This is a genomic window from Streptomyces sp. P3, from assembly GCF_003032475.1.
Classification (GTDB): Bacteria; Actinomycetota; Actinomycetes; order Streptomycetales; family Streptomycetaceae; genus Streptomyces.
The window spans coordinates 2,546,021-2,568,328 of record NZ_CP028369.1 but is presented as its reverse complement, the minus strand read 5'-3'; the positions used below and the strand labels follow the sequence as shown (position 1 = coordinate 2,568,328).

Below are 22,308 nucleotides of genomic sequence, written 5' to 3'. Positions count from 1 at the left end.
TCGATCGCACTCGTCCTGGGAAGGACGGACGGGTCGGGCGAGATGTGACAGAACAGCGGGACGGGGGAACCGCCGGTCAGTTCGGAGTACCGGCACGACGGACCGGCACGGCGACCGGCGGAGCGGCACGACGACCGGCGGACCGGCACGGCGGGGACCTGATCCGCTTCTGTCAGGACCAGTCGCGGCCGGTCCTGCCCCGCTTGGTGTCGGAGCGCTGCTTCTTCTCCCGCAGCCGGCGCTCGTTGATGCCGCGCGGAATCCGGGTCGGCCTACGCGGCTTGGGCGGCGGGGCGGTGGCCTCGGCGAGCAGGGCGGCGAGGCGTACGGCGGCGGTCTCGCGGTTGCGCCACTGGGAGCGGTGCTCGGAGGCGCGGACGGTGACGACGCCGTCGACGAGCCGCCCGGCCAGCCGTTCGAGCGCCCGCGCCTTCCACACCTCGGGGAACGCCTCGGTGCGGGCGAGGTCGAAGCGGAGCTCCACCTGTGAGTCGCTGGTGTTCACGTGCTGCCCGCCCGGCCCCGAAGACCGCGAGAAACGCCACATGAGCTCGGCCTCGGGGAGCGAGACGGAGCCGCGGACGACATAGGGACCAGACATGCCCCCCATGTTCCCGCTCCGGCCCGGCCCGAGTCACGCGAATATCCGGTCGGTAAAGAAAGTAAAGAAACGCGGAGTGGCGGGGAACCTTGCGCACCCTTCGCTGCGTTCATAGGGATAGCTGTAGCTTCGTGCCCGTACGAAGCCCGTACGAAGCCGTACGCAACGAGGGAAGGACTCCCAACCATGGCTGTAAGCCTGTCCAAGGGTGGCAACGTCTCGCTCACCAAGGAGGCTCCGGGCCTGACCGCCGTCACCGTGGGCCTCGGCTGGGACGTCCGCACCACCACCGGCACGGACTTCGACCTCGACGCCTCCGCGATCGCGGTCAACCTCCAGGGCAAGGTCTACTCCGACGGTCACTTCGTCTTCTTCAACAACAAGCAGACGCCGGACCAGACCATCGTCCACACCGGCGACAACCGCACCGGCGAGGGCGCGGGCGACGACGAGGCGATCAACGTGAACCTGGCGGGCCTCCCCGCCGACATCGACAAGATCGTCTTCCCGGTCTCGATCTACGACGCGGAGAACCGCTCGCAGAACTTCGGCCAGGTCCGCAACGCCTACATCCGCATCGTCAACCAGGCCGGCGGCGCCGAGATCGCCCGCTACGACCTCTCGGAGGACGCGGCCACCGAGACGGCCATGGTCTTCGGCGAGCTCTACCGCAACGGCGCGGAGTGGAAGTTCCGTGCGGTCGGCCAGGGTTACGCATCGGGCCTCGTGGGCATCGCCCAGGACTTCGGCGTCAGCGTCTGATCCACCCGAACGTCACCCGGCGTTCGAACAACCGAGGCGTCCCAGGCAACCTCACCGGACCGTCCGCCCTCTATCAGGAGGGCGGGCGGTCTTCGTGTGACCAGCGGCTCGACCAGTCGCTCGACCGTCACTACCCCGAACCTGCAGCGCGACAGAGGTCGCGCCGCAGCCAAGAGGTTTGACAGTCCACACGGCCGTGCGACGAGTGAACAGCGCGTGCGCGGACCGTGTGCCGGTGCCAGGGGGGCCTGTTCCACATGTCCGTCGTCAGTCGTCGCAAGGTCATGGGTACGTTCGGGGTGGGGGCGATCGCCGCGGCCGGCGTCGGAGCGGCCTACGCCTACCGCGAGACCCCCGCGGAGCCCCCGTCCGCGGCCCCGCCGACCGTCCGCAAGGCCACCGCCACGGGCGCCAACCCGGTCGTGAACGAGAACACGCACGAGGGAACGGCCGACTGGGAAGTCCCCGCGGACGCCCGCCTCAGCACCAAGGACCATCTGGGACAGATCCACGGATACGCGTCGACGACCTCCGTCGCCCCCGGGGAACCCATCTCCTTCCACGTGTCCGTCCGGAACCCGCAGCCCTTCCGCATCTCCCTCTACCGGCTCGGCCACTACGACGGCGAGGGCGGCCGCCTGATGGCCACCGGACCGGAGCTCACCGGCTCGCGGCACCCCGTCCCCGCCCCGCACTCCGAGAGCGGCGCCATCGTGTGCGACTGGCGACCGTCCTGGACGCACCTCGTCCCCAGCACCTGGATATCGGGTGTCTACGTGGCGGTCTTCGAGGCCGAGGACGGCCACCGCAGCTGCACCCCGTTCGTCGTCCGTGAGCAGAACCGCGCGTCAGACCTCCTGGTGGTCCTCCCCTTCACCACCTACCAGGCCTACAACCAATGGCCCATGGACGGCCGCACCGGCAAGAACCTCTACCGGGGCTACCCCCGCCCCGGCGCGGTCGCGGACAGCAACCACCGCGCGTTCCAGGTGTCGTTCGACCGCCCCTACTCCGACCACGGCATGCCCCGATGGGCCGAGCTGGACGTCGCGTTCACGCGCTGGGTGGAGGCCGAGGGCCACGACGTGACGTACGCGACGAGCACCGACCTGCACGAGGGCAGGATCGACCCCGAGCGCTACACGGCGATGATCTTCCCCGGCCACGACGAGTACTGGTCGAAGCCCATGCGGGACGTTCTGGAGAAGGCGGTGGACGTCGGCACCCATCTCGCCTTCCTCGCGGCCAACAACGTCTACTTCCACATCCGGCTCACCGGCGCGGCCGGCGGAGCACCCGCCCGCACCGTCGCCTGCTACAAGACCGCCCCGGACCCGTCCCCCGACGCCAACGGCCCCACCGAGCGCTGGCGTGACCTGCAGGACAAGCACGGCAAGAAGACCGGCCGCGCCGAACAAGGTGTCCTCGGCGTCCAGTACAACGGCATCCTGGCCAAACCCGCGCCCCTGGTCGTCCGCCGGCCGGACCACTGGTTCTGGGAGGGCACCGGGCTCAAGGACGGCGAGGAGATACCCGGCCTCGTGGCCGTCGAGGCCGACGGCTACGACAGCAAGATGCCGTCCCCCAAGGACGCCACCCGCACCCTCCTCTCGGAGTCCCCCTACCGGGTCAAGCCCGTCAAGGGCAGCCCCCCCAAGCGGCGCATCCAGAACACCGGCCTCACCGAACACGAGGGCGGCACCCTCGTCTTCGCCGCCGGCACCTTCTACTGGCCCCTCGCCCTCCAGGACAAGGACCACCACGACCCGCGCGTCGAACGCGCCACCCGCAACCTCCTCGAGCGGATGCTCCTCTCCCGCGGACAGGTCGGAGCGGAATCGGTCGGGGTGTGACCAGCCGATCGGCCCTACCCTGCGGCCCATGGACCTGACTGCCCTCCCGCTCGCCGCCGGCCACGACATCCCGGGCCCCCTCCTCACCGAACTGACCGCCCTCTACGCGTCCAACCGCGAATTCCAGGCGCTCAGCGGCGACTTCCCGGATCCGCACGACATCCGGCCGGAGCAGGTGGCGGCGGGGCTCGCGGAACAGGCGGCGACCGAAGGGGTGGAGGTGCTGCTGGCCCGCAGCGGGGGAAGGCTGGTCGGGGTGGTCGTCACCCTGGCCCGGCATCCCGACCCCGCCGACCCGGACCCCTGGATCGGACTGCTGATGGTCGACGCCGCCGAGCACGGGCAGGGGCACGGCCGCCGGATCGCCGAGCAGATCGAGGAGCGGTTCCGGGCGGACGGCCGCACCGGCCTCCGGCTCGCCGTGCTCGACGCCAACCCCAAGGGCCTCGCGTTCTGGACCGCCCTCGGGTACGAGGTGATCGGCCACCGTCCGGATCTGCAGCACGGGCGCCCCTGCGCCGTGCTGCGCAAGCCGCTGCCGCGGTTGCGCCGAGCCGCGCGCGTCGCCGTCGTCGACCCCGGCGGCTCCGTCCTCCTCTTCCGGTACGTCAACCCCGACGTCGGCCCGCACTGGGCACTGCCCGGCGGCGGACTGGAGGAAGGCGAGACGCCCCGCGAGGCCGCCCTGCGCGAGCTGCGCGAGGAGACCGGCTGGAGCGAACTGGAACCCGGGCCCCTCCTGTGCACCTGGGAACACGACTTCACCCGCTTCGACGTCGTCATCCGCCAGCACGAGCACATCTACGTCACTGAGGGCCCGCACCGCGAACCTGCCGGCCCCGACCTGGCCGCCGCCCACGCCGCCGACGGCATCCTCGGCTGGCGCTGGTGGCCCCGGCAGGAACTGCATGCGTCCGCCGAGCCGGTGTGGCCGTCGGACCTCGCCCGGCTGCTCGACGCACACGACGCGGCGCACCGCACGGCCTGACCGCAACGGCAAGCCCGGCGGACGGACCGGACCGCACGCTGTCCCGCCCTCCCCACCGCTCGGCAGATGTCCAGGGAGCTCAAGGGAGATCGGGGAGCTCAGGGGAGCTCCGGCTTGCCTTCCCCGTACAGCCAGTCCGCCCAGATGTCGTCGAAGTCCGCGTCCGGCGCCGTCCTCTCGACGTACGCCGTGAAGGCGTCCGTGTCGGCGTTCGCGTGCCGGTGGGCGGCGGCCCAGCCCTGCACGATGCCGTAGAAGGCGTCGTCGCCCACGGTCTGCCGGATGCGGTGCAGCACCATCGCGCCGCGCAGATAGACCGGCTTGTCGGAGACATGGGCGGCGCTCGTCGGCTTCGCGGGCGGGAAGTCCCAGAGATCCGGGTACTCCTCGACACCGTGGTCGCAGAGCCCGGTGAACGTCTGCTCCGCCGTGGCACCGCCCTCGTCCTCCTCCCACAGCCACTCCGCGTACGTCGCGAAACCCTCGTTGAGCCACATGTCCTGCCAGCTCTTCGGCGTCACGGAGTCGCCGAACCACTGGTGCGCGGTCTCGTGCACCAGGGTCGGCAGATCGGGGGCGCCCGGGTAGACCGGACGGTTCTGGGTCTCCAGGGCGTACCCGGCGTCCTCCGGGCGGTCGACGATCGCCCCGGCCGACGAGAAGGGGTACGGGCCGAAGTTGTTCTGCGCCCACTCCATGACCTCGGGCAGCCGGGCGAGCACCGCACGGCTCGCCGCCGCCTGCGTCGGGTCGACCGCGACATACACCGGGAGACCGTCGCGTGTCGTGGAACCGGTGACCGTGAAGTCGCCGACGGCGACCGTCGCCAGATAACTCGCCATCGGCTCGGCGGTCCGCCAGAAGAACGTCGTACGGCCGTCGCCCGCCGCCTTCCGGCTCCGCAACTCCCCGTTGGAGACGGCCGTCAGCCCCTTCGGGACGGTGACGGCGATGTCGTAGGCCGCCTTGTCCGACGGATGGTGATTGCCCGGGAACCAGGCCATCGAGCCGACCGGCTCACCGAGGGCCAGGGCGCCGTCCTCGGTGCGCAGCCAGCCCTCCTTCGAACCGTCCGGATCGGTGATCGTGCGCGGGCTGCCGGAGTAGCGGATCGTCGCCTCGAAGGTCTCGCCCTCGGACAGGGACTCCGACGGGCGGACCGTCAGCTCCTGGCCGTCCCGCCGGAACTCGGCCGCCACGCCCTCGACGGTCACCCCGGCCACATCCATGCCCGCGAGATCCAGCCGGAAGGCGGAGAGATCCCGAGTCGCGCGGGCCGTGACGACGGCAGAGCCGCCGAGGCGCCCGCCGTCCGGGTCGTAGGCGAGCGTCAGGCCGTAGTGCGAGACGTCGTAGCCGCCGTTGCCCGCCTTCGGGAAGTAAGGGTCACCCACACCAGAGGCGCCGTCGGAGCCGCCCCCCGCGCCCCCGTCGCAGGCCGTGAGGACGATGCTGCAGGCCAGTAACCAGGCCACCATCGGGACACACCGCACGGATCTGGACATGCCAGTGATCTTATGGGGACGTCCGGCACGCACACGGGGCCGTGACACCATCGCCTACGTGCTCGACATCGGCTACGCCCTCTCCAACCGCTTCCCGGATCCGCCGCAGACGGACTACCGGCGCGCGGACGTCCGCGCCCTGCGCCACGACCTGTTCTGCGGGGACGTCTACCTCGCCGACACCAAGGCGGACCGCGAGGTGTCCACAGCCTGGGGATGGGTGCCGGTACTGGACTTCGCGTGGGCGCTGTGCGACATCGTCGAGCAGATCGACCAGGATCCCGCGGGCTCCCGCGCCTCCCGCCCGCAGTACGCCGAACTGGACTTCACCGAGTCCACCGACCGCATGCTCTTCGAACGCCGCTTCGGCTGGGTGGACGTCGAGGCCGACTGGATGCCGGCCGAGGAACCCCCGCTGACCTTCTCGCACACCGAACTCCGGCGCGAGGCCCGCGACTTCCTGCACGACCTGCTCGCCGACCTCATCGACCTGCACGACGACCTGGGCGAGAACCCGGCCGTCTGGACGCTCCAGGCACGCTTCCCCCGCACGAAATGACGCCGGTCACCCCTCCACTCTGATCCCCAGCTCGCCCGCCAGCACCGGGGCCAGATCCAGCAGCTGGGCCGCACTGATCACCGCGCCGGACAACCGGCCCACACCCCCCGCGATGCCGAGCTCCACCGCCCCCCGCAGATCCACGTCACTCAGTGTCGCCGCCGTGAAGTCGACGGACTTCACGGCGCAGTCGACGAACTCGACGCGCTCCAGACGCGCACCCCCGAAATCCGGCTCGACCAGGACACACCCCTCGAAGACGACGTCCCGCAACCGCGCCTGACGCAGATTCAGATAGTCGATCTTGCCGCCGCGCACCACCACCCGCTCCAGCACCGCGCCGTACAGCTGCGCACCCCCCAGACGGGCGTCGAGCACCTCGACGTCACGCAGCGTCGCCTCCGCCAGATCCGTGCCGACACCCCGCGGCCCGGTGAGGACGGAGTCCAGGAACCGGGCCTTGCGCAGCCGCGTCCCGTCCAGCGCGCACCCCGTCACCGCGCAGTCCATGAACCGGGCGCCCCCGCCGTCCTGCTCCGCCAGATCCCGCTCACGGAACTCCACGCCGTCGTAGTCCCCGTCGGGCTCCAGCTCCCCGTCCGCGAACGGCTCGAGCACCGGCAGCCGCACCTCCGGCCGCCGTGCGCCCCTCACCACGCCGGGCCGCCTGCCGCCGGCCCCGCCCGTCACCGCTCCCGAGCGCGCGCCGTCGCCTGCACCCGTGCCTGTCCTCGCCATGGCCCCATGCTGCACCCCGCCACTGACAATCGCCGTCCCCCACCGTCATCGGTCGCACCGGCGGCCGCCACGGGACGGCCCGCACCGAAGCCGCCGACGGCCGCCTCGCCCCGGCCGAACCGGCCCTACCCCCGGGGCACAGCCGCCGTCCCCTCCGGCCGGCGCGCCCTTTCCCGCCCCCTGACCAGCGGAAAACACCCCAGCCCGATCAGCACGGAGACAAAATGTCCGAAGTCCGTGAACGTCGGCGCCTCCGCCAGCGGAAGACCGTAGAAGACGAGGACCACCACGAGATACACGTACCGCCACGGCGAACGCATCCCGTGGAACAGCACCGCCACCACACCCGCCAGCGCGTAACTCACACCCACGTCCAGCGTCTCCACCGACGACCGTGGGGCGAGCCCGGCCTGGATCGCCACCGCCAGCGCCCCCTCACTGGCCAGCGTCGCCAGCACGTGCGCCGCCGCGCACACCGCCAGCCACCGCGCCGTCCCCAGCCGGCGCTCCGCCCGGGCGTGGAACACCGTGTACAGCACCGCGTACGGCACCCAGTACCCGCCGTCGATCCACATGGCACTCGCCACCAGCACCCGCACCGGATGCCGGGACAACTCATGGATGTTCGTCGACCGCTGGAGCAGAAACTCCTGCTCGAACTCCGGGGACATACGGTGCAGCGCCACCGTGGTGACGAACAGGACCGCCAGCCACACATACGTACCGGGCGCACTGCGGACGTACGCCCACACCGCCTGCCCGACCCCGGAAAACCTCCTGAGCCGTCTCACCGGCCCAGTATCGTCCCCGAGGTGATCGACGTTCCGGCCGCACTCGCCGCAGAACAGGTGAAGTACAACGGCCCGGCGGGCCAGGCCTTCGTCACCGGCCTCCCGGACCTCGCCCAGAGCTTCCTCGACCGCTGGGAACTACGGGTCGACGGCCCCTCCATGCACGGCGTGTGCGCCCTCGTCCTGCCCGTCACCACCGCCGACGGCGCGGGAGCCGTCCTCAAACTCCAGCTCCTCGACGACGAGAGCGCCGGCGAACCCGTCGCCCTGCGTCTCTGGAACGGCGACCACGCCGTACGCCTCCTCCGGCACGACGAACCGACGGGCACGATGCTCCTCGAACGCCTCGACCCGTCCCGCATGCTGTCCCACCTGGACGACGTCCACGAGGCGGTCCTCGTCATCGCCGGTCTGCTGACCCGCCTGACGGCCCTCCCGGCGCCGGAGGGCATGCGCCGCCTCGACGACATCGCCCACGCCATGCTGGAACAGACACCCCGGGCCCTGGAACACGTCCCGGACCCGACCGACCGCCGCCTGATCGCCGACTGCGCGGCCGCCCTGCGCGAGGTCGTCAGCGAACCCGGCGACCGACTTCTGCACTGGGACCTGCACTACGAGAACGTCCTCGCCGCCGACCGCGCCCCCTGGCTCGCCATCGACCCCAAACCCCTCGCCGGCGACCCCGGCTTCGAACTCCTGCCGGCGATCGCCGACCGCTACGACCCGGCGGACGTGCGCTGGCGCTTCGACGCGCTGACCGCGACCCTCGGCCTCGACCGCGAACGGGCCCGCGCCTGGACCCTCGCCCGGGTCCTCCAGGACTGTCTCTGGGAGATCGAGGACGGCCGCCCCCCGAAGACGCGAAGGCTGCGGACCGCCCGCCTCCTGCGAGGCCGACGACAACCCCGGCCGGGCGGGAAACACGAATGAAGCCCAGGTCAGAAACATCCTGACCTGGGCTTTCCATGAGCCCCCTGTCGGATTCGAACCGACGACCTACGCATTACAAGTGCGGCGCTCTGGCCAGCTGAGCTAAGGAGGCACCGCGCGTGACGACACCGCACGCGAGGGCGGCACCACTGTACACAGCCCCCGATTCCGAAGGCCACGGACTTCTCCCCGCCACGCCACTCGAACACGGTGTGCGGCCATCCGTCACGGTGCGCGACCATCCGTGCACCGTTCGTCGATCCGCCCGACGCGCTGTCCCGAGAACCGGCTCCCGGGGAGGGATCCACGGGGAGGCGGCCGCCCGGGCCCGTTCGAGAATTCCCGCGAAGTTCACATGCCTTCGGGTACTGACAGATCCGCTGAACGCGAGGTAGCGTCCTGACCCAGTTCGCTCATGTGGACTACACCAACCACCTTCCTACAACGGATCGTCCGGCACGTTCCTGCCGGTAGAAGGGGGCCTCAGAGCCATGGCCACTGTTACGTTCGACAAGGCGACCCGGATTTACCCGGGCTCCACGAAGCCCGCCGTCGACGCGCTCGAGATCGACATCGCGGACGGCGAGTTCCTCGTCCTGGTCGGCCCGTCCGGCTGCGGTAAGTCCACCTCGCTCCGCATGCTCGCGGGGCTCGAGGACGTCAACGGCGGTGCGATCCGCATCGGCGACCGTGACGTCACCCACCTGCCGCCGAAGGACCGGGACATCGCCATGGTGTTCCAGAACTACGCGCTGTACCCGCACATGTCGGTCGCCGACAACATGGGCTTCGCGCTCAAGATCGCCGGCGTGAACAAGACGGAGATCCGGCAGAAGGTCGAGGAGGCGGCGAAGATCCTCGACCTGACCGAGTACCTGGACCGCAAGCCGAAGGCCCTCTCCGGTGGTCAGCGCCAGCGTGTGGCGATGGGCCGCGCCATCGTGCGTGAGCCGCAGGTGTTCCTCATGGACGAGCCGCTGTCGAACCTGGACGCCAAGCTCCGTGTGTCGACGCGTACGCAGATCGCGTCGCTGCAGCGCCGTCTCGGCATCACCACCGTTTACGTCACCCACGACCAGGTCGAGGCGCTGACGATGGGCGACCGCGTCGCCGTGCTGAAGGACGGTCTGCTGCAGCAGGTCGACACCCCGCGCAACATGTACGACAAGCCCGCGAACCTGTTCGTGGCCGGCTTCATCGGTTCGCCGGCGATGAACCTCGTCGAGGTGCCGATCACCGACGGTGGCGTGAAGTTCGGCAACTCGGTGGTGCCGGTGCAGCGTGACGCGCTCGCGGCCGCCACCGACAAGACGGTCACGGTGGGTGTCCGCCCGGAGCACTTCGACGTCGCCACCGGCGTGGAGAAGGGTCTCGCGGTCACCGTGAACGTGGTCGAGGAGCTCGGCTCGGACGCCTTCGTCTACGGCAGCGCCCAGGTCGGCGACGAGACGAAGGACCTCGTGGTGCGCGTCGGCGGCCGTGAGGTCCCGGAGAAGGGCAGCACGCTGCACGTCGTTCCGCGTGCGGGCGAGACCCACGTGTTCTCGACGTCGACGGGCGCCCGCCTGTCGGACTGACCGGACGGGCAGGACCCGACCGGACCGGCCGACGACGGTGAATGACGCCTGATTGAACTCCGGCGATTCACTCTGGTTGGTGAAAAAGGCCTCGCAGCCTGCTGCGGGGCCTTTTTTCCGTGCGTACGAAATCCCCGGCACAGCGGACATTTCGGCACGCGGCCGTCAACGTCCTACCCGAAAAGGAGCACAGCTCCATCCCCCGTACGGGTGACTCATTGTCGCGGGGTCATTACTGCACGCTACCCTCTCACGCGTGAAGCACTCCGCGAACCACTCCACCACCCAGCGCACGCGCAGCGGCCGGGGCGGCCCAGCCCGCCGGATCGGCCGCTCGCTCGCTCTCGTCCTGCCCGTCGTCATGGTGCTCTCCGGGACCCTCGCGGTCACCCGGGTCAACTGGTCGGGGAACCCCTCGGATTCGGTGCTCACCGCCTCCGACGTCTCCGCCATGCACCAGTCCTCACGGAAGGCCGCCAAGGCCCCGCAGGACGTGCTGCGCGACCAGTTGCTGTCCGAGCTCCAGGAGAAGGACCCGGGCGTCGCCCTGACCCATCTCCAGGCCGCCGTGAACGGCAAGCCGTCGTTGGCGCGGCACTGTTCGTCGATCGCCCGCGCGCTGGGCCGCGCCGCGGTCCGGATGTACGGCCCGTCACGGGCGCAGTCGTACTCCCGCCCGGTGTGCGACACGGCCTTCGCTTCGGGCGTTCTGGCGGCCCGAGGCTGAGGGCCGCCGGGCTTCGGGCCCGTTCCGGACCGTGCGGCTCCCCTTCCGCCGGGGGAGCCGCACGCCTGCCTGCGCACGGTCGGCACGTACAGTGCGGTCATGACCGATCCGCACGCCGCGTCCCGTCCCACGCAAGCCGTCATCCTGGCCGGTGGCCAGGGGTCACGGCTGCGTCCCTACACCGACGACCGGCCCAAGCCGATGGTCGAGATCCCCGGTACGGGGACGCCGATCATCGGCCATCAGCTCGTCTGGCTCGCCGAGGAGGGCGTGACGGACGTGGTCGTCTCCTGCGGGCACCTCGCCGAGGTGCTGCAGGACTGGCTGAAGACGGCCGATCTGCCCGTCGCCGTCACCACGGTCGTGGAGACGGAGCCGCTGGGCCGTGGCGGTGGCCTGAAGTACGCGGCCGCTCGGCTCCCCCACCCCGACCAGCCCTGGTACGCCACGAACGGCGACATCTGGACCCGTTTCTCGCTGCGCGAGATGGCCGACTTCCACGCCGAGCGCGACGCCATAGCGACGCTGGCCCTGGCGCGCCCGCGGATTCCGTGGGGTGCGGTGCGGACGGACGGCTTCGGTCACATCACGGACTTCATCGAGGCGCCGCCGACGACCTACGAGATCAACGCGGGTGTGTACGTCTTCTCGCCGGCGTTCGCGGGGCTGCTGCCGGAGCGCGGCGACCATGAGCGCACGACGTTCCCACATCTGGCGCGTGAGCGGCGGCTGGCGGGCTTCCCGATTCCGCAGGGGGCGTACTGGCGGGCCATCGACACCGCGAAGGACCTGACGGAGGCGGCGAAGGAACTCGCGACGCTGGGTCGCTGAGGGTCGCCGGCAGACGTCGAGGGTGGCCGGCCCAGCGGCGCCGAAGGGCACCCCGCCGGTCCGGGCGGTCCGTGATCTGTCGCGGGCCCGGGTGGCCCGGTGCGGACCCCGCTGCTCGGCTGCCGGCCGGTGGGTCGGCCGACCGGTTCAGCGGCCCGGGGACACCGAGGCCCCGTACACCGACAAGGGTGCCGTGCGCTGTGAGCGCGCGGCACCCTTCGCGTTTCCCCGGGGGCGGGGTGGGTTCTGTCCGCGGCTCCACCGTGTGGGCGCGGTCAGAACCTCCCCGCCGGCGGCCGGGCCGATCGGTCTACCCGAGGAGGCCGCCGACCAGGCCGGGCTGGCCGGAGGAGGTGGAGCCACCGCCGTGCGAGCCGCCGTCCGAGCCACCGGAGCTGCTGGTCGAGCCACCCGAGCCGGGGCCGGAACTGGTGCTGGGGGCATGTTCCTGCGGGGCGGAGCGCTCGGGCGGGGCCTGGCCTGCGGTGCCCTGGGTCTGGCTGGGCGCTCCGGCGCCTGCGGTGCCGCTGTCGCGGGACTCGGAGGGTTCGCTGTCGGCACCGGCCGTCGGGGCGGCCGAGGTGGCGTCCTGAGTGGGCGAGGTGGAGGCGGCCGGCTCGCGGGAGGTTTTGCGCTTCCCGGACTTCTCGGGCAGGGGCGAGCCTGGCAGCTCGTTGCGAGGGGGCTCGCCGGGGCCGGGCACGACCACGCGGTCGGCGTCGCGGACCGCGCCGCCGAGCAGGGAGCCGGTCAGCAGGGTCAGGCCGACGACGATCGCGGTGACGAGGGCGCCGCGGCGCAGGACGTGGCGGCGCAGCTCCCACAGGTCGGAGCGGGGGCCGAGACGGCGCCAGGCGCCGGCGGCGAGGCGGCCGTCGATGGAGTAGACGGGGGCGCCCGCGATGATCAGCGGCGACCAGGCGGCGAGGTAGATGATGTGGGGGGTGTCGTAGACCGGGGTGGTCTTCCAGCTGACGGTGACGATGAGCGCGGCGGAGAGTCCGGCGCCGACGACCGCGACGACGCGCTGCCAGCAGCCGAGGACGGTGAGGACGCCCACGACGACCTGGAGGAAGGCGATGACGAGGCCGGAGCCGACGGGGTGGTGGAGGGCGAACTGCCGCAGGGGTTCGGCGACTTCCCAGGGGTGCAGGGTGTTCAGCCACTTCACCATGGAGCCGCGCTTGCCGCCGTCGAAGTAGACCGGGTCGCAGAGCTTGCCCATGCCGGCGTAGATGGAGATGAAGCCGAGGAAGATGCGCAGCGGGAGCAGGACCACGCCGAGGTTCATCCGGCGGCCCGGGAAGTAGGCGTGGCGGGCTGGGTCCTCGCCGTGCCGCCGGGTGCGGGGGGCCCGCGCCCGGTCCGGGTCGGGGCCGGTGCCGGTCGGGCCGAAGTCCTCGAACCGGGCGTCGTCGTAGGCGGGTTCGTCGTAGGCGCTGCCCACGGTGGGCATGTGCGGCAGGATGCGGTGTTCGCCGACGGCGGGCCGGCGCTGGGCGCCGACGACGGGGGTCTCGAGGGTCTGTGCGGCGAGGGCGCCGTCGTATCCGCGGTCGTCGACGCCGACGCGGGGGATGACCCGGGTGGCTCCGGCGTCGGCCGCGGGCGGTTCGCCGTGGCCGATGCTGCCTGCCCGCACGGCCTGGAGCAGTCGGTGGGCGCCGGTGTCGTCGGGGGCGGACTTGCCGCTCCAGACGACGGCCCGACGGCGGCCCGCGGAGGCGGCGCCCGCTCGGCCCACCGCCCCGACGGCGGCCATGCGCGCGGTGTCATCGATGGCGCTCACGTGCCGGGCGATCCGCGGGGATTGGTTACGCCGCGTCGACGCGGCCAGCTGCACGCGGAAGCTCGCGTGGCTGACGATGATCTGCGCCGGGTCGCTCGGCACCTTCACCATGCTCAGCGCGGGAGCGTCGTCGAATCCCGACGAGCGGTCCCCCGTGGGTGTGCGGGGTGTTCTGGTGTCCACACTCATCTAACCGAGTGACGTGTGGTTAGGACACTGCTTTGACCCGCCGGATCTGTCCGGACTCCGTCAAGGTTGCACTACGCGCCGGGATTAACCTGTTCGGGTGAACTCGCGGACGCGCGTTCCCCGCGTCTCCCGGCATGTCGCCGGGCACGTCACCCGGCGTGCCGCCGGGTGCGTCGCCGAGCCCACCCGAGCCGCGTCAGCTCCTGCGGCGCGCAGCCTCGTACAGCACGATGCCCGCCGCCACACCGGCGTTGAGCGATTCGGCGCCGCCCGGCATCGGGATACGGACGCGGAAGTCGCAGGTCTCGCCGACCAGTCGGGACAGCCCCTTGCCCTCACTGCCGACGACGACGACGACCGGGCCGTCCAGCGCCTTCAGCGTGCCGACCTCGTGCTCGCCGTCGGCGGCCAGGCCGACCACCGCGATGCCGGCCTTCTTGTAGGCCTCCAGGGCCCGGGTGAGGTTGGTGGCGCGGGCGACCGGGGTGCGGGCGGCCGCACCGGCGGACGTCTTCCAGGCGCCGGCCGTCATTCCGGCCGCGCGGCGCTCGGGGACGACGACGCCGTGCCCGCCGAAGGCGGAGACCGAGCGGACGACCGCGCCCAGGTTGCGCGGGTCGGTCACGCCGTCGAGGGCCACGATCAGCGGGTCCTCACCGTTGTCGTAGGCGGCCGACGCCAGGTCCTCGGGGTGCGCGTACTCGTACGGCGGGACCTGGAGGACCAGCCCCTGGTGGTTGAGACCGTTGGTCATGCGGTCCAGCTCGGGACGCGGGGCCTCCATGAGGTGGATGCCGCCGCGCTCGCCGGCGAGCTGCAGCGCCTCGCGCACCCGCTCGTCGTTGTCGATGAACTGCTGGACGTACAGCATCGTCGCGGGCACGCCCTCGCGCAGCGCCTCGACGACGGAGTTGCGGCCGACGACCATCTCGGACGTGCCCTTGCCGCCGCGGCCGCGCACCGTGGGCCGACGCACGGCCTGCTTCGCCTTGGCGTTCGCGATGCGGTTCGCCTTGTGCTTCTTGCGCATCTCGGCGGGCGGGGTCGGACCCTTGCCCTCGAGGCCCTTGCGTCGCTGGCCGCCACTGCCGACCTGCGCGCCCTTCTTGCCGGACATGCGGCGGTTGTTGGCTGCCATGTGTCTCTCGTCTCCGTGAGCTTCGTACGTGTGTCGTATGCAGTGTGCCGCCCGGAGGGCCGGGCGGCACAGTCGATCAAGGACGGGACTCCGCGGGGAGTCCCGTCGCGGCACTAGCGGGGGCCCAGTGTCCAGCGCGGACCCTGCGGACCGTCCTCGATGGACAGGCCGGACTGGGCGAGCTGGTCGCGGATGGCGTCCGCGGTCCCCCAGTCCTTGCGGGCGCGGGCCGACTCGCGCTGGTCGAGGACGAGCCGTACGAGGCTGTCGACCACGCCGTGCAGGTCCTCGCCCCGGTTCTCCTCGCCGGCCCAGCGGGCGTCCAGCGGGTCCAGGCCGAGGACGCCGAGCATGGCGCGGACCTCGGCGAGGCGGGCCACCGCGGCTTCCTTGTCGTCGGCGGCCAGGGCCGAGTTCCCCTGACGGACCGTGGTGTGCACGACGGCCAGCGCCTGCGGGACGCCGAGGTCGTCGTCCATCGCGTCGGCGAAGGCGGGCGGCACCTCGGCGGCCGGCTCGACGACTCCCCCGGCCTTCTCGACGACGCGCTGCACGAAGCCCTCGATCCGCGCGAACGCCGACTCGGCCTCGCGCAGGGCCTCCTCGCTGTACTCGATCATCGAGCGGTAGTGGGGCGTGCCGAGGTAGTAGCGCAGCACGATGGGCCGCCACTGCTTGACCATCTCGGAGACGAGGACGCTGTTGCCCAGCGACTTCGACATCTTCTCGCCGCTCATGGTGACCCAGGCGTTGTGCACCCAGTAGCGCGCGAACTCGTCGCCGTAGGCCTTGGCCTGGGCGATCTCGTTCTCGTGGTGCGGGAAGATCAGGTCGAGGCCACCGCCGTGGATGTCGAAGGCGGAGCCCAGGTACTTGTGCGCCATCGCCGAGCACTCGAGGTGCCAGCCGGGACGTCCGCGGCCCCACGGCGTCTCCCAGCTCGGCTCCCCCGGCTTGACGGACTTCCACAGGGCGAAGTCGCGCCGGTCGCGCTTGCCGGTCTCGCCGTCCCCCGAGGGCTGGAGCAGGTTGTCCAGTTCCTGGTTGGACAGCTGGAGGTACTCCGGGAAGGAACGCACGTCGAAGTAGACGTTGCCCTCGGACTCGTAGGCGTGACCGCGCTCGATGAGGCCGCGCATCATCTCGATCATCTCGGGAACGTGCCCGGTGGCGCGGGGTTCGTAGGTGGGCGGCAGGCAACCGAGCGCCTGGTAGCCGTCGTTGAACGCGCGCTCGTTCTCGTACCCGATCGACCACCAGGGGCGGCCCTGGTCGTGCGACTTGGCGATGATCTTGTCGTCGATGTCGGTGACGTTGCGGATGAACGTGACGTCGTAGCCGCGGTGGGCGAACCAGCGGCGCATGATGTCGAAGTTCAGGCCCGAGCGGATGTGCCCGATGTGCGGGGCGGCCTGCACGGTGGCGCCACAGAGGTAGATCGAGACACAACCCGGTGTGAGCGGGGCGAAGTCACGGATCTGCCGGGCGCTGGTGTCGTACAGGCGAATAGTCACCACTCCAGGGTAGTGGGCGTGGGGCGATGTCCGACACCTCCGCCGGGCGGTCCGCCTGCCGGTCGCGGGCGCCGCGGGGCGGGCGGACGACGGTGCCGGGCCCGGCGGTCGGGCCGTCGTCCCGGCGCCTCGGCCCGGAGCCTCGGCCCGGAGCCTCGTCCCGGGCATCGCTGCGGCCCTCGCCCCGGCGCGCTCACGCCTGGCGCACGACCAGGGCCGTCGCCACCGCCATGAGGCCCTCGCCGCGGCCGGGGAAGCCCAGCCCGTCCGTCGTCGCTCCGGACACGGACACCGGGGCGCCCGCCGCCTCCGACAGCAGCTTCTGGGCCTCGTCCCGGCGCTTGCCGATCTTGGGGCGGGGTCCGACGACCTGTACGGCGACGTTGCCGATGAGGAAACCGGCCTCGCGGACGATCCGGGCGGCCTCGGTGAGCAGGGTGACGCCGGACGCGCCGGACCACTCGGGGCGTCCGGTGCCGAAGTGCTGCCCCAGGTCGCCGAGTCCGGCGGCGGAGAAGAGCGCGTTGCAGGCGGCGTGCGCGACGACGTCCGCGTCGGAGTGTCCGGCCAGTCCGGGGCCCTCGCCCTCCCATCTCAGGCCGGCGCACCACAGTTCGCGGCCCTCCTCGAAGGCGTGGATGTCGGTGCCGATGCCCACCCGGGGCAGCGGAACGCCGCCGAACGGCGTCTCAGAAGCCATCGTTGAGCCTCCTGCGGGCCAGGACCGCCTCGGCGAGGACCAGGTCGAGGGGGCGGGTGACCTTGAAGGCCTCCTCGTGACCGGGGACGACGACGACCGTCAGACCGAGCTGCTCGACCATGCTCGCGTCGTCGGTGACGTTCTCCGTGACCGTCTCGTGGGCGCGGACCAGCGTGGCGCGGTCGAAGCCCTGCGGGGTCTGCACGGCCCGCAGCCGGGCACGCTCGGGAGTGGCGACGACCGGCTCGGGTTCGCCCGCGGTCTCGGCCGGCCGGACCTCCTTGACGGTGTCGGCGAGCGGCAGTGCCGGGACGACCGCCGGGGCGCCGTCGCGTACCGCCTCGATGACGGCGTCCACCGTGTCGACGGGGACGAGCGGCCGGGCGGCGTCGTGGACCAGCACGATGTCGTGGCCGGGCGGCAGCGCGTCCAGACCCAGCTTCACGGACTCCTGGCGGGATTCGCCGCCGGGGACGACCAGGAAGTCGGTGCGGTCGGGCAGCGCGTGCGCGTCGAGCAGGGACTTCACCTCCGCGGTGCCGTCCGGCGGGGCCACGACGACCACGAGGGAGACCGCGCGGGACGCGGCGAGCGCGCGCACCGCGTGGATCAGCATGGGCGTGCCGCTCAGCGTGCGGAGCGCTTTGGGGGCGCCCGGACCGAGGCGGACACCTAGCCCGGCGGCCGGAATCACCGCCGCCGTGCGGGCCGGCGCGGGGGAGGGACGCGAATCGTCAGACATCGGTTCCTGTCAGGTTTGTGTGCTGTCCTGGCGTGGGTATGGCCTGGGAAGTGCCGGGCGCGACGCCTTGACCGGACCCTTCCGTGACGTGCCGGTCAGGCGGCAGCCCGGGCCCGGCACATCAAGTATCGGGGGATCATCACCCTCGTGGGGCGGTACGGACCGGTCGACTCGTCGGGCGGTGCGCACCGGGGAGGCACACAGAGCGTGCGGCGCGCACGGCGGTGTCCGGGCGCGGACATGCCGCAGCGCCCGGCGACGGGAAATACGTCATCGGGCACCGCGGCAGTTCAGTGTTCTTCCGTGTGCTGAGGCCGGTCCAGGTCCGGCGTCAGGACGCGAGAACCTCGTCGAGCAGGGCTTCCGCCTTGTCCTCGTTGGTGTTCTCCGCGAGCGCGAGCTCGCTCACCAGAATCTGGCGAGCCTTGGCGAGCATGCGCTTCTCACCGGCGGAGAGTCCGCGCTCGCGCTCACGACGCCACAGGTCACGCACGACTTCCGCGACCTTGATGACATCGCCGGAGGCGAGCTTCTCCAGATTTGCCTTGTAACGACGCGACCAGTTCGTGGGCTCCTCGGCGTACGGCGCGCGCAGCACCTCGAAGACCCGGTCCAGCCCGTCCTGACCGACCACATCACGCACGCCGACGAACTCCGCATTGTCCGCTGGCACACGTACCGTCAGGTCACCCTGGGCGACCTTCAGGACCAAGTAGGTCTTGTCCACGCCTTTGATCTGGCGAGTTTCGATAGCCTCGATCAGCGCGGCCCCGTGATGGGGATAGACCACGGTGTCGCCAACCTTGAACGTCATGTGACAGGTACCCCTTCCGTGGCTATCCAGGGTAACACGGAAACTGCGGTTCCTGAATGGCGTTTTCGCAGGTCAGGGCATATCTCGGGGCTTGACAACTGCGACAGGAACGTGCTGCGGAGGGTCGCCGGGAGCGGGTATTCGCAGGTCGGAGCCACTCTCCGAGGGGGGCGAAACGCGTACGTTACACGCATCCGGAGGGCCGCCCGAACGGCCGAACGTCCACATATGTCCGCTTGCGCGTGTGCGACTTCCGCTACTCCGTTCGGCACGCCTGGCCGGTTACCGTTCGTTTCCGGAATTGATCATCGGGCGTTCGGCCGGCGCCGTGATCAATTACCCGGACGGCCTCGCATTCCTTCACGGAAAATCCGCGAGTGCGTGTCGGTCGCGCTTATGCGAATGACGGACGAGCAGGCGGACGACGGATGAAGCCAAAGTGACTGATGGGCTGCTTCCGACTCCTGGGATGCGAGTGACGAAAGTGACGGGGCCCACTCGGCGCGGAGAGAGACGAAGACCCACGGGCGTCCGACTGGGCCCGGGATCATCGAAGAGGCGGGTCGGGTGCGGCGGCGCGGGAACGGCTCGATAACCTGAGGTCCCTGACTGATCCTTAGGGCGGCCTTGTCCACAGAAGAGCCGTCCGTGCGTTCAAGGAGTTGCCGCCGCCGTGAGCAGCAGCCTTCGACGCGGCGCCCTCGCCGCTTCCGCCATCGCGTTCTCGATCGCCTCGCTCGCCGCCTGCGGCGCCGGAAACGACTCCCAGACCCTGGAGATCAAGCCGGACAACGCCGCCGCCCAGGTCGGCGAGATCAAACTGCAGAACGTCGTCGTGATCACCCAGCCCGACCTGGAGTCCACCGGTCCCGCCGTGGTCTCGGCGACCGTCTTCAACGCCGACGACAAGCCGCAGACGCTCGACTCCATCACCGTCGACGGCACCGGCACGTCCGCCGAGCTCAAGCCCGTCAAGGGCAAGGGCGAGCTGACGGTCCCGGCCCACGGCTCGCTCGTCATCGGCGGCGCCGGCAACGCCTCCGCCGTCCTGCCGAACAGCCGTGAGGCCGTCAAGAACGGCGACGCGCAGAACATCACCTTCACCTTCAGCAAGACCGGCGCGGTCAAGCTGGCCGCCTTCGTCGTGCCGGCCGAGGGCTACTTCTCCGGCTGGGGGCCGAGCAAGATCCCGACCGCCACGGCCTCCCCCTCCAAGAGCGCGTCGGCCTCGCCCTCGGAGTCCGCGGGCGCCGCGGAGTCCGGCTCCGCCTCCCCGTCCGGCTCGGCCTCCGCGAGCGCCTCGAACAGCGCGGCGGCGGGCCACTGAGGGCGTCCGCACCCCGGACACGCGAGGAGGGCGGCACCCCGTACCGGGTGCCGCCCTCCTCGCGTGTCCGCACGGCCGCCACCGGGCCGCCCACGGCCTACGGCTCGAACTTGTAGCCCAGACCGCGCACCGTCACCAGGTAGCGCGGCGCGCCCGGGTCCGGCTCGATCTTGGCGCGCAGACGCTTGACATGGACGTCGAGGGTCTTGGTGTCGCCCACGTAGTCGGCGCCCCAGACCCGGTCGATGAGCTGCATACGGGTCAGGACGCGCCCGGCGTTGCGCAGCAGCATCTCCAGCAGGTCGAACTCCTTCAGCGGAAGGTCGACCTTGGAACCGGAGACCGTCACCACGTGCCGGTCGACGTCCATCCGGACCGGCCCGGCCTCCAGGGCCGCCGGGGTCACCTCCTCGGGTTCGCCGCGCCGGCGCAGGACGGCCCGGATGCGGGCGACCAGCTCGCGCGAGGAGAAGGGCTTGGTGACGTAGTCGTCGGCCCCTATCTCCAGGCCGACGACCTTGTCGATCTCGCTGTCCTTGGCGGTCACCATGATCACGGGGACGTTGGAACGGCCGCGCAGCTGGCGGCAGACCTCCGTGCCGGGCAGCCCCGGCAGCATCAGGTCGAGGAGCACGAGGTCGGCGCCGTTGCGCTCGAACTCGTCGAGTCCGTCGGGCCCGGTGGTCGCGACGGCGACCTCGAAGCCCTCCTTGCGGAGCATGTAGGACAGGGCGTCGGAGAAGGACTCCTCGTCCTCGACGACGAGCACTCGGGTCACGGAAGGACCTCCGGGGCGGAAAGCGTCTGGTACGCGGTCGAATCGGGGGATGAGGCGCGGGACGGGGCCCGGTGCGAGGGGTGGGAAGAGGGGGTGGCGACCTCGTCGAGGTCGTCGACGTCGTCGACCTCGTCCGGGTCCGGGTACTGATCCGTGCGGTCACGGGCCACGCCCGCCTCCGGCAGTCGCAGGGTGAACGTGGAGCCCTGGTTCTCGGCGCTCCACACCGTGACCTCTCCGCCGTGCGAGGCGGCCACGTGCTTGACGATCGCCAGTCCGAGGCCCGTACCGCCCGTGGCACGGGAGCGGGCCGGGTCGACGCGGTAGAAGCGCTCGAAGATGCGCTCCTTGTCCTTGTCGGAGATGCCGATGCCCTGGTCGGTCACGGCGATCTCGATCTGGTCCCCGCCCGGCGCGGTCACCCGGCGTGCGGCTATGCCGACGCGGGTACGGGCGGGCGAGTAGTTGACGGCGTTCTCCACGAGGTTGCCGAGGGCGGCGGCCAGCTGGCCGCGGTTGCCCCAGACGCGCAGGCCGGCGGCGTCGTCCTCGTAGGGGCCGCCGAACGGGTCGAGCCCGTCGGGCGCGCCCACGTTCGAGGCCATGGTGATCTGCTTGGCGCCGGCCTGGTGCCGGCAGCGGTCGACGGCCTCGGCGACGAGCTCGGCCACGCCGACCGGTTCGGCGTCCTCGAGCGGGTCGTCGTTCTGCACCCTCGACAGGTCGATCAGCTCCTGGACCAGGCTGGTCAGCCGGGTGGCCTCGATCTGCATACGGCCGGCGAAGCGCTCCACCGCCTCCGGGTCCTCCGAGGCGTCCATGACGGCCTCGGACAGGAGGGACAGCGCGCCGACCGGTGTCTTCAGCTCATGGCTGACGTTCGCCACGAAGTCCCGCCGGACCGCCTCGATGCGACGGGCCTCGGTGAGGTCCTCGACCAGGAGCAGAACCAGCCGGGAGCCCAGCGGGGCCACCCGGGCGGACACGGCGAGGGCCTCGCCGCGCCCGGTCCCGCGCCGGGGGAGGTCCAGTTCGACCTGGCGTATCTCACCGTCGCGCCGGGTGTCCCGGGCCATCTTCAGCATGGGCTCCACGCTGAGCCGGCCGCCGCGTACCAGCCCGAGGGCGTAGGCGGCGGAGCTGGCCTTGACGACGGCGTCGGCCTCGTCGAGCACGACGGCGGAAGAGCGCAGGACGGACAGCACGGTGTCCACGCCGGGCGGAAGCATGGGATCCGTGTGCAGCGAGGTGCGGGTTGGGCGCTTCTGCTCGCGCTCGCTCCAGCGGAACGCCAGCATGGCGATGACACCGGTGAGCACACCGGCGATCGCTGCCGCTGCGGCGACCGCCGCGTTCACGTTCATGCCCTCAGGTTAGGCACGCCATCCGTCCCGGCCACAGCTACCGAGGTGCGACCTCGAACACTCGTCGCCCAGAGTTCACCTCGGAGCC

At 71.3% G+C, this 22,308-nt stretch carries 21 protein-coding genes and 1 tRNA gene; 9 read left to right on the top strand and 13 right to left on the bottom strand.

The features are described from left to right. Positions 1 to 172 precede the first annotated feature (172 nt). Entirely contained in the window at positions 173 to 610 is a 438-nt protein-coding gene (arfB, locus tag C6376_RS11590) for an alternative ribosome rescue aminoacyl-tRNA hydrolase ArfB (RefSeq protein WP_107443337.1), read from the bottom strand. Between the two features lie 177 nt (positions 611 to 787). Between arfB and C6376_RS11585 the strand changes: the two genes are divergently transcribed. The 3 genes from C6376_RS11585 (at position 788) to C6376_RS11575 (ending at position 4,204) form a co-directional block, all read left to right on the top strand. Next, positions 788 to 1,363, top strand: coding sequence for a TerD family protein (locus C6376_RS11585; protein WP_057579155.1), 576 nt, complete (start codon positions 788 to 790; stop codon positions 1,361 to 1,363). Between the two features lie 257 nt (positions 1,364 to 1,620). Then, positions 1,621 to 3,216 (top strand): N,N-dimethylformamidase beta subunit family domain-containing protein, encoded by a 1,596-nt coding sequence (locus tag C6376_RS11580; protein WP_107443336.1) that lies wholly within the window; start codon positions 1,621 to 1,623, stop codon positions 3,214 to 3,216. A 28-nt stretch (positions 3,217 to 3,244) separates the two neighbouring features. Next, positions 3,245 to 4,204, top strand: coding sequence for a bifunctional GNAT family N-acetyltransferase/NUDIX hydrolase (locus C6376_RS11575; RefSeq protein WP_107443335.1), 960 nt, complete (start codon positions 3,245 to 3,247; stop codon positions 4,202 to 4,204). Positions 4,205 to 4,302: 98 nt separating this feature from the next. Here the strand turns inward: C6376_RS11575 and C6376_RS11570 are convergent, their stop codons facing one another. After that, the gene (locus tag C6376_RS11570) at positions 4,303 to 5,709 is read right to left on the bottom strand and encodes a M1 family metallopeptidase (protein WP_107443334.1); all 1,407 of its coding nucleotides are present in this window, start codon (positions 5,707 to 5,709) and stop codon (positions 4,303 to 4,305) included. Positions 5,710 to 5,767: 58 nt separating this feature from the next. On the opposite strand from C6376_RS11570, the gene C6376_RS11565 reads away from it, so the two are divergent. Then, positions 5,768 to 6,268 carry a hypothetical protein gene (locus C6376_RS11565; protein WP_107448907.1) on the top strand — a complete coding sequence of 167 codons (501 nt, stop codon included), beginning with the start codon at positions 5,768 to 5,770 and terminating at the stop codon, positions 6,266 to 6,268. Between the two features lie 6 nt (positions 6,269 to 6,274). Here C6376_RS11565 and C6376_RS11560 read toward each other — a convergent pair whose 3' ends face one another. Both C6376_RS11560 and C6376_RS11555 read right to left on the bottom strand, forming a co-directional pair. Continuing rightward, a complete protein-coding gene (locus tag C6376_RS11560; protein WP_107443333.1) occupies positions 6,275 to 7,006 on the bottom strand; it encodes a pentapeptide repeat-containing protein in 732 nt (243 codons plus the stop codon). Positions 7,007 to 7,131: 125 nt separating this feature from the next. Further along, positions 7,132 to 7,797 carry a rhomboid-like protein gene (locus C6376_RS11555; RefSeq protein WP_107443332.1) on the bottom strand — a complete coding sequence of 222 codons (666 nt, stop codon included), beginning with the start codon at positions 7,795 to 7,797 and terminating at the stop codon, positions 7,132 to 7,134. A 21-nt stretch (positions 7,798 to 7,818) separates the two neighbouring features. Between C6376_RS11555 and C6376_RS11550 the strand changes: the two genes are divergently transcribed. After that, positions 7,819 to 8,730 carry an aminoglycoside phosphotransferase family protein gene (locus tag C6376_RS11550; RefSeq protein ID WP_107443331.1) on the top strand — a complete coding sequence of 304 codons (912 nt, stop codon included), beginning with the start codon at positions 7,819 to 7,821 and terminating at the stop codon, positions 8,728 to 8,730. Positions 8,731 to 8,768: 38 nt separating this feature from the next. Here C6376_RS11550 and C6376_RS11545 read toward each other — a convergent pair. Next, a tRNA-Thr gene (locus C6376_RS11545) sits at positions 8,769 to 8,842 on the bottom strand. A 379-nt stretch (positions 8,843 to 9,221) separates the two neighbouring features. On the opposite strand from C6376_RS11545, the gene C6376_RS11540 reads away from it, so the two are divergent. The 3 genes from C6376_RS11540 to C6376_RS11530 all read left to right on the top strand — a co-directional run bounded on the left by C6376_RS11540 (position 9,222) and on the right by C6376_RS11530 (position 11,865). Then, positions 9,222 to 10,307: an ABC transporter ATP-binding protein gene (locus C6376_RS11540; RefSeq protein ID WP_107443330.1), complete on the top strand. Its 1,086-nt coding sequence runs from the start codon at positions 9,222 to 9,224 to the stop codon at positions 10,305 to 10,307. Positions 10,308 to 10,563: 256 nt separating this feature from the next. Continuing rightward, on the top strand, positions 10,564 to 11,034 hold the full coding sequence (locus C6376_RS11535; protein WP_107443329.1) for a hypothetical protein: 471 nt from the start codon (positions 10,564 to 10,566) through the stop codon (positions 11,032 to 11,034). A gap of 99 nt (positions 11,035 to 11,133) precedes the next feature. Continuing rightward, positions 11,134 to 11,865 carry a nucleotidyltransferase family protein gene (locus C6376_RS11530; protein ID WP_107443328.1) on the top strand — a complete coding sequence of 244 codons (732 nt, stop codon included), beginning with the start codon at positions 11,134 to 11,136 and terminating at the stop codon, positions 11,863 to 11,865. A 310-nt stretch (positions 11,866 to 12,175) separates the two neighbouring features. Here the strand turns inward: C6376_RS11530 and C6376_RS11525 are convergent, their stop codons facing one another. The 6 genes from C6376_RS11525 to C6376_RS11500 form a co-directional block, all read right to left on the bottom strand. Beyond that, entirely contained in the window at positions 12,176 to 13,843 is a 1,668-nt protein-coding gene (locus C6376_RS11525) for a DoxX family membrane protein (protein ID WP_107443327.1), read from the bottom strand. Between the two features lie 196 nt (positions 13,844 to 14,039). Beyond that, the gene (gene rlmB, locus C6376_RS11520; RefSeq protein WP_107443326.1) at positions 14,040 to 14,981 is read right to left on the bottom strand and encodes a 23S rRNA (guanosine(2251)-2'-O)-methyltransferase RlmB; all 942 of its coding nucleotides are present in this window, start codon (positions 14,979 to 14,981) and stop codon (positions 14,040 to 14,042) included. A gap of 113 nt (positions 14,982 to 15,094) precedes the next feature. Further along, the gene (gene cysS, locus C6376_RS11515; RefSeq protein ID WP_107448906.1) at positions 15,095 to 16,495 is read right to left on the bottom strand and encodes a cysteine--tRNA ligase; all 1,401 of its coding nucleotides are present in this window, start codon (positions 16,493 to 16,495) and stop codon (positions 15,095 to 15,097) included. Positions 16,496 to 16,688: 193 nt separating this feature from the next. Continuing rightward, positions 16,689 to 17,195 carry a 2-C-methyl-D-erythritol 2,4-cyclodiphosphate synthase gene (gene ispF, locus C6376_RS11510; protein ID WP_107443325.1) on the bottom strand — a complete coding sequence of 169 codons (507 nt, stop codon included), beginning with the start codon at positions 17,193 to 17,195 and terminating at the stop codon, positions 16,689 to 16,691. Continuing rightward, positions 17,185 to 17,937 (bottom strand): 2-C-methyl-D-erythritol 4-phosphate cytidylyltransferase, encoded by a 753-nt coding sequence (ispD, locus tag C6376_RS11505; protein ID WP_107443324.1) that lies wholly within the window; start codon positions 17,935 to 17,937, stop codon positions 17,185 to 17,187. Before ispD ends, ispF begins: the two co-directional genes overlap by 11 nt. Before the next feature lie 331 nt (positions 17,938 to 18,268). After that, positions 18,269 to 18,751 (bottom strand): CarD family transcriptional regulator, encoded by a 483-nt coding sequence (locus tag C6376_RS11500; RefSeq protein WP_003953493.1) that lies wholly within the window; start codon positions 18,749 to 18,751, stop codon positions 18,269 to 18,271. A gap of 673 nt (positions 18,752 to 19,424) precedes the next feature. On the opposite strand from C6376_RS11500, the gene C6376_RS11490 reads away from it, so the two are divergent. Further along, on the top strand, positions 19,425 to 20,078 hold the full coding sequence (locus tag C6376_RS11490) for a DUF461 domain-containing protein (RefSeq protein WP_107443323.1): 654 nt from the start codon (positions 19,425 to 19,427) through the stop codon (positions 20,076 to 20,078). 97 nt (positions 20,079 to 20,175) lie between these two features. Here the strand turns inward: C6376_RS11490 and C6376_RS11485 are convergent, their stop codons facing one another. Beyond that, on the bottom strand, positions 20,176 to 20,856 hold the full coding sequence (locus C6376_RS11485) for a response regulator transcription factor (RefSeq protein WP_015659563.1): 681 nt from the start codon (positions 20,854 to 20,856) through the stop codon (positions 20,176 to 20,178). Further along, positions 20,853 to 22,220, bottom strand: coding sequence for a cell wall metabolism sensor histidine kinase WalK (locus C6376_RS11480; RefSeq protein WP_107443322.1), 1,368 nt, complete (start codon positions 22,218 to 22,220; stop codon positions 20,853 to 20,855). Before C6376_RS11480 ends, C6376_RS11485 begins: the two co-directional genes overlap by 4 nt. Between the last annotated feature and the right edge of the window lie 88 nt (positions 22,221 to 22,308).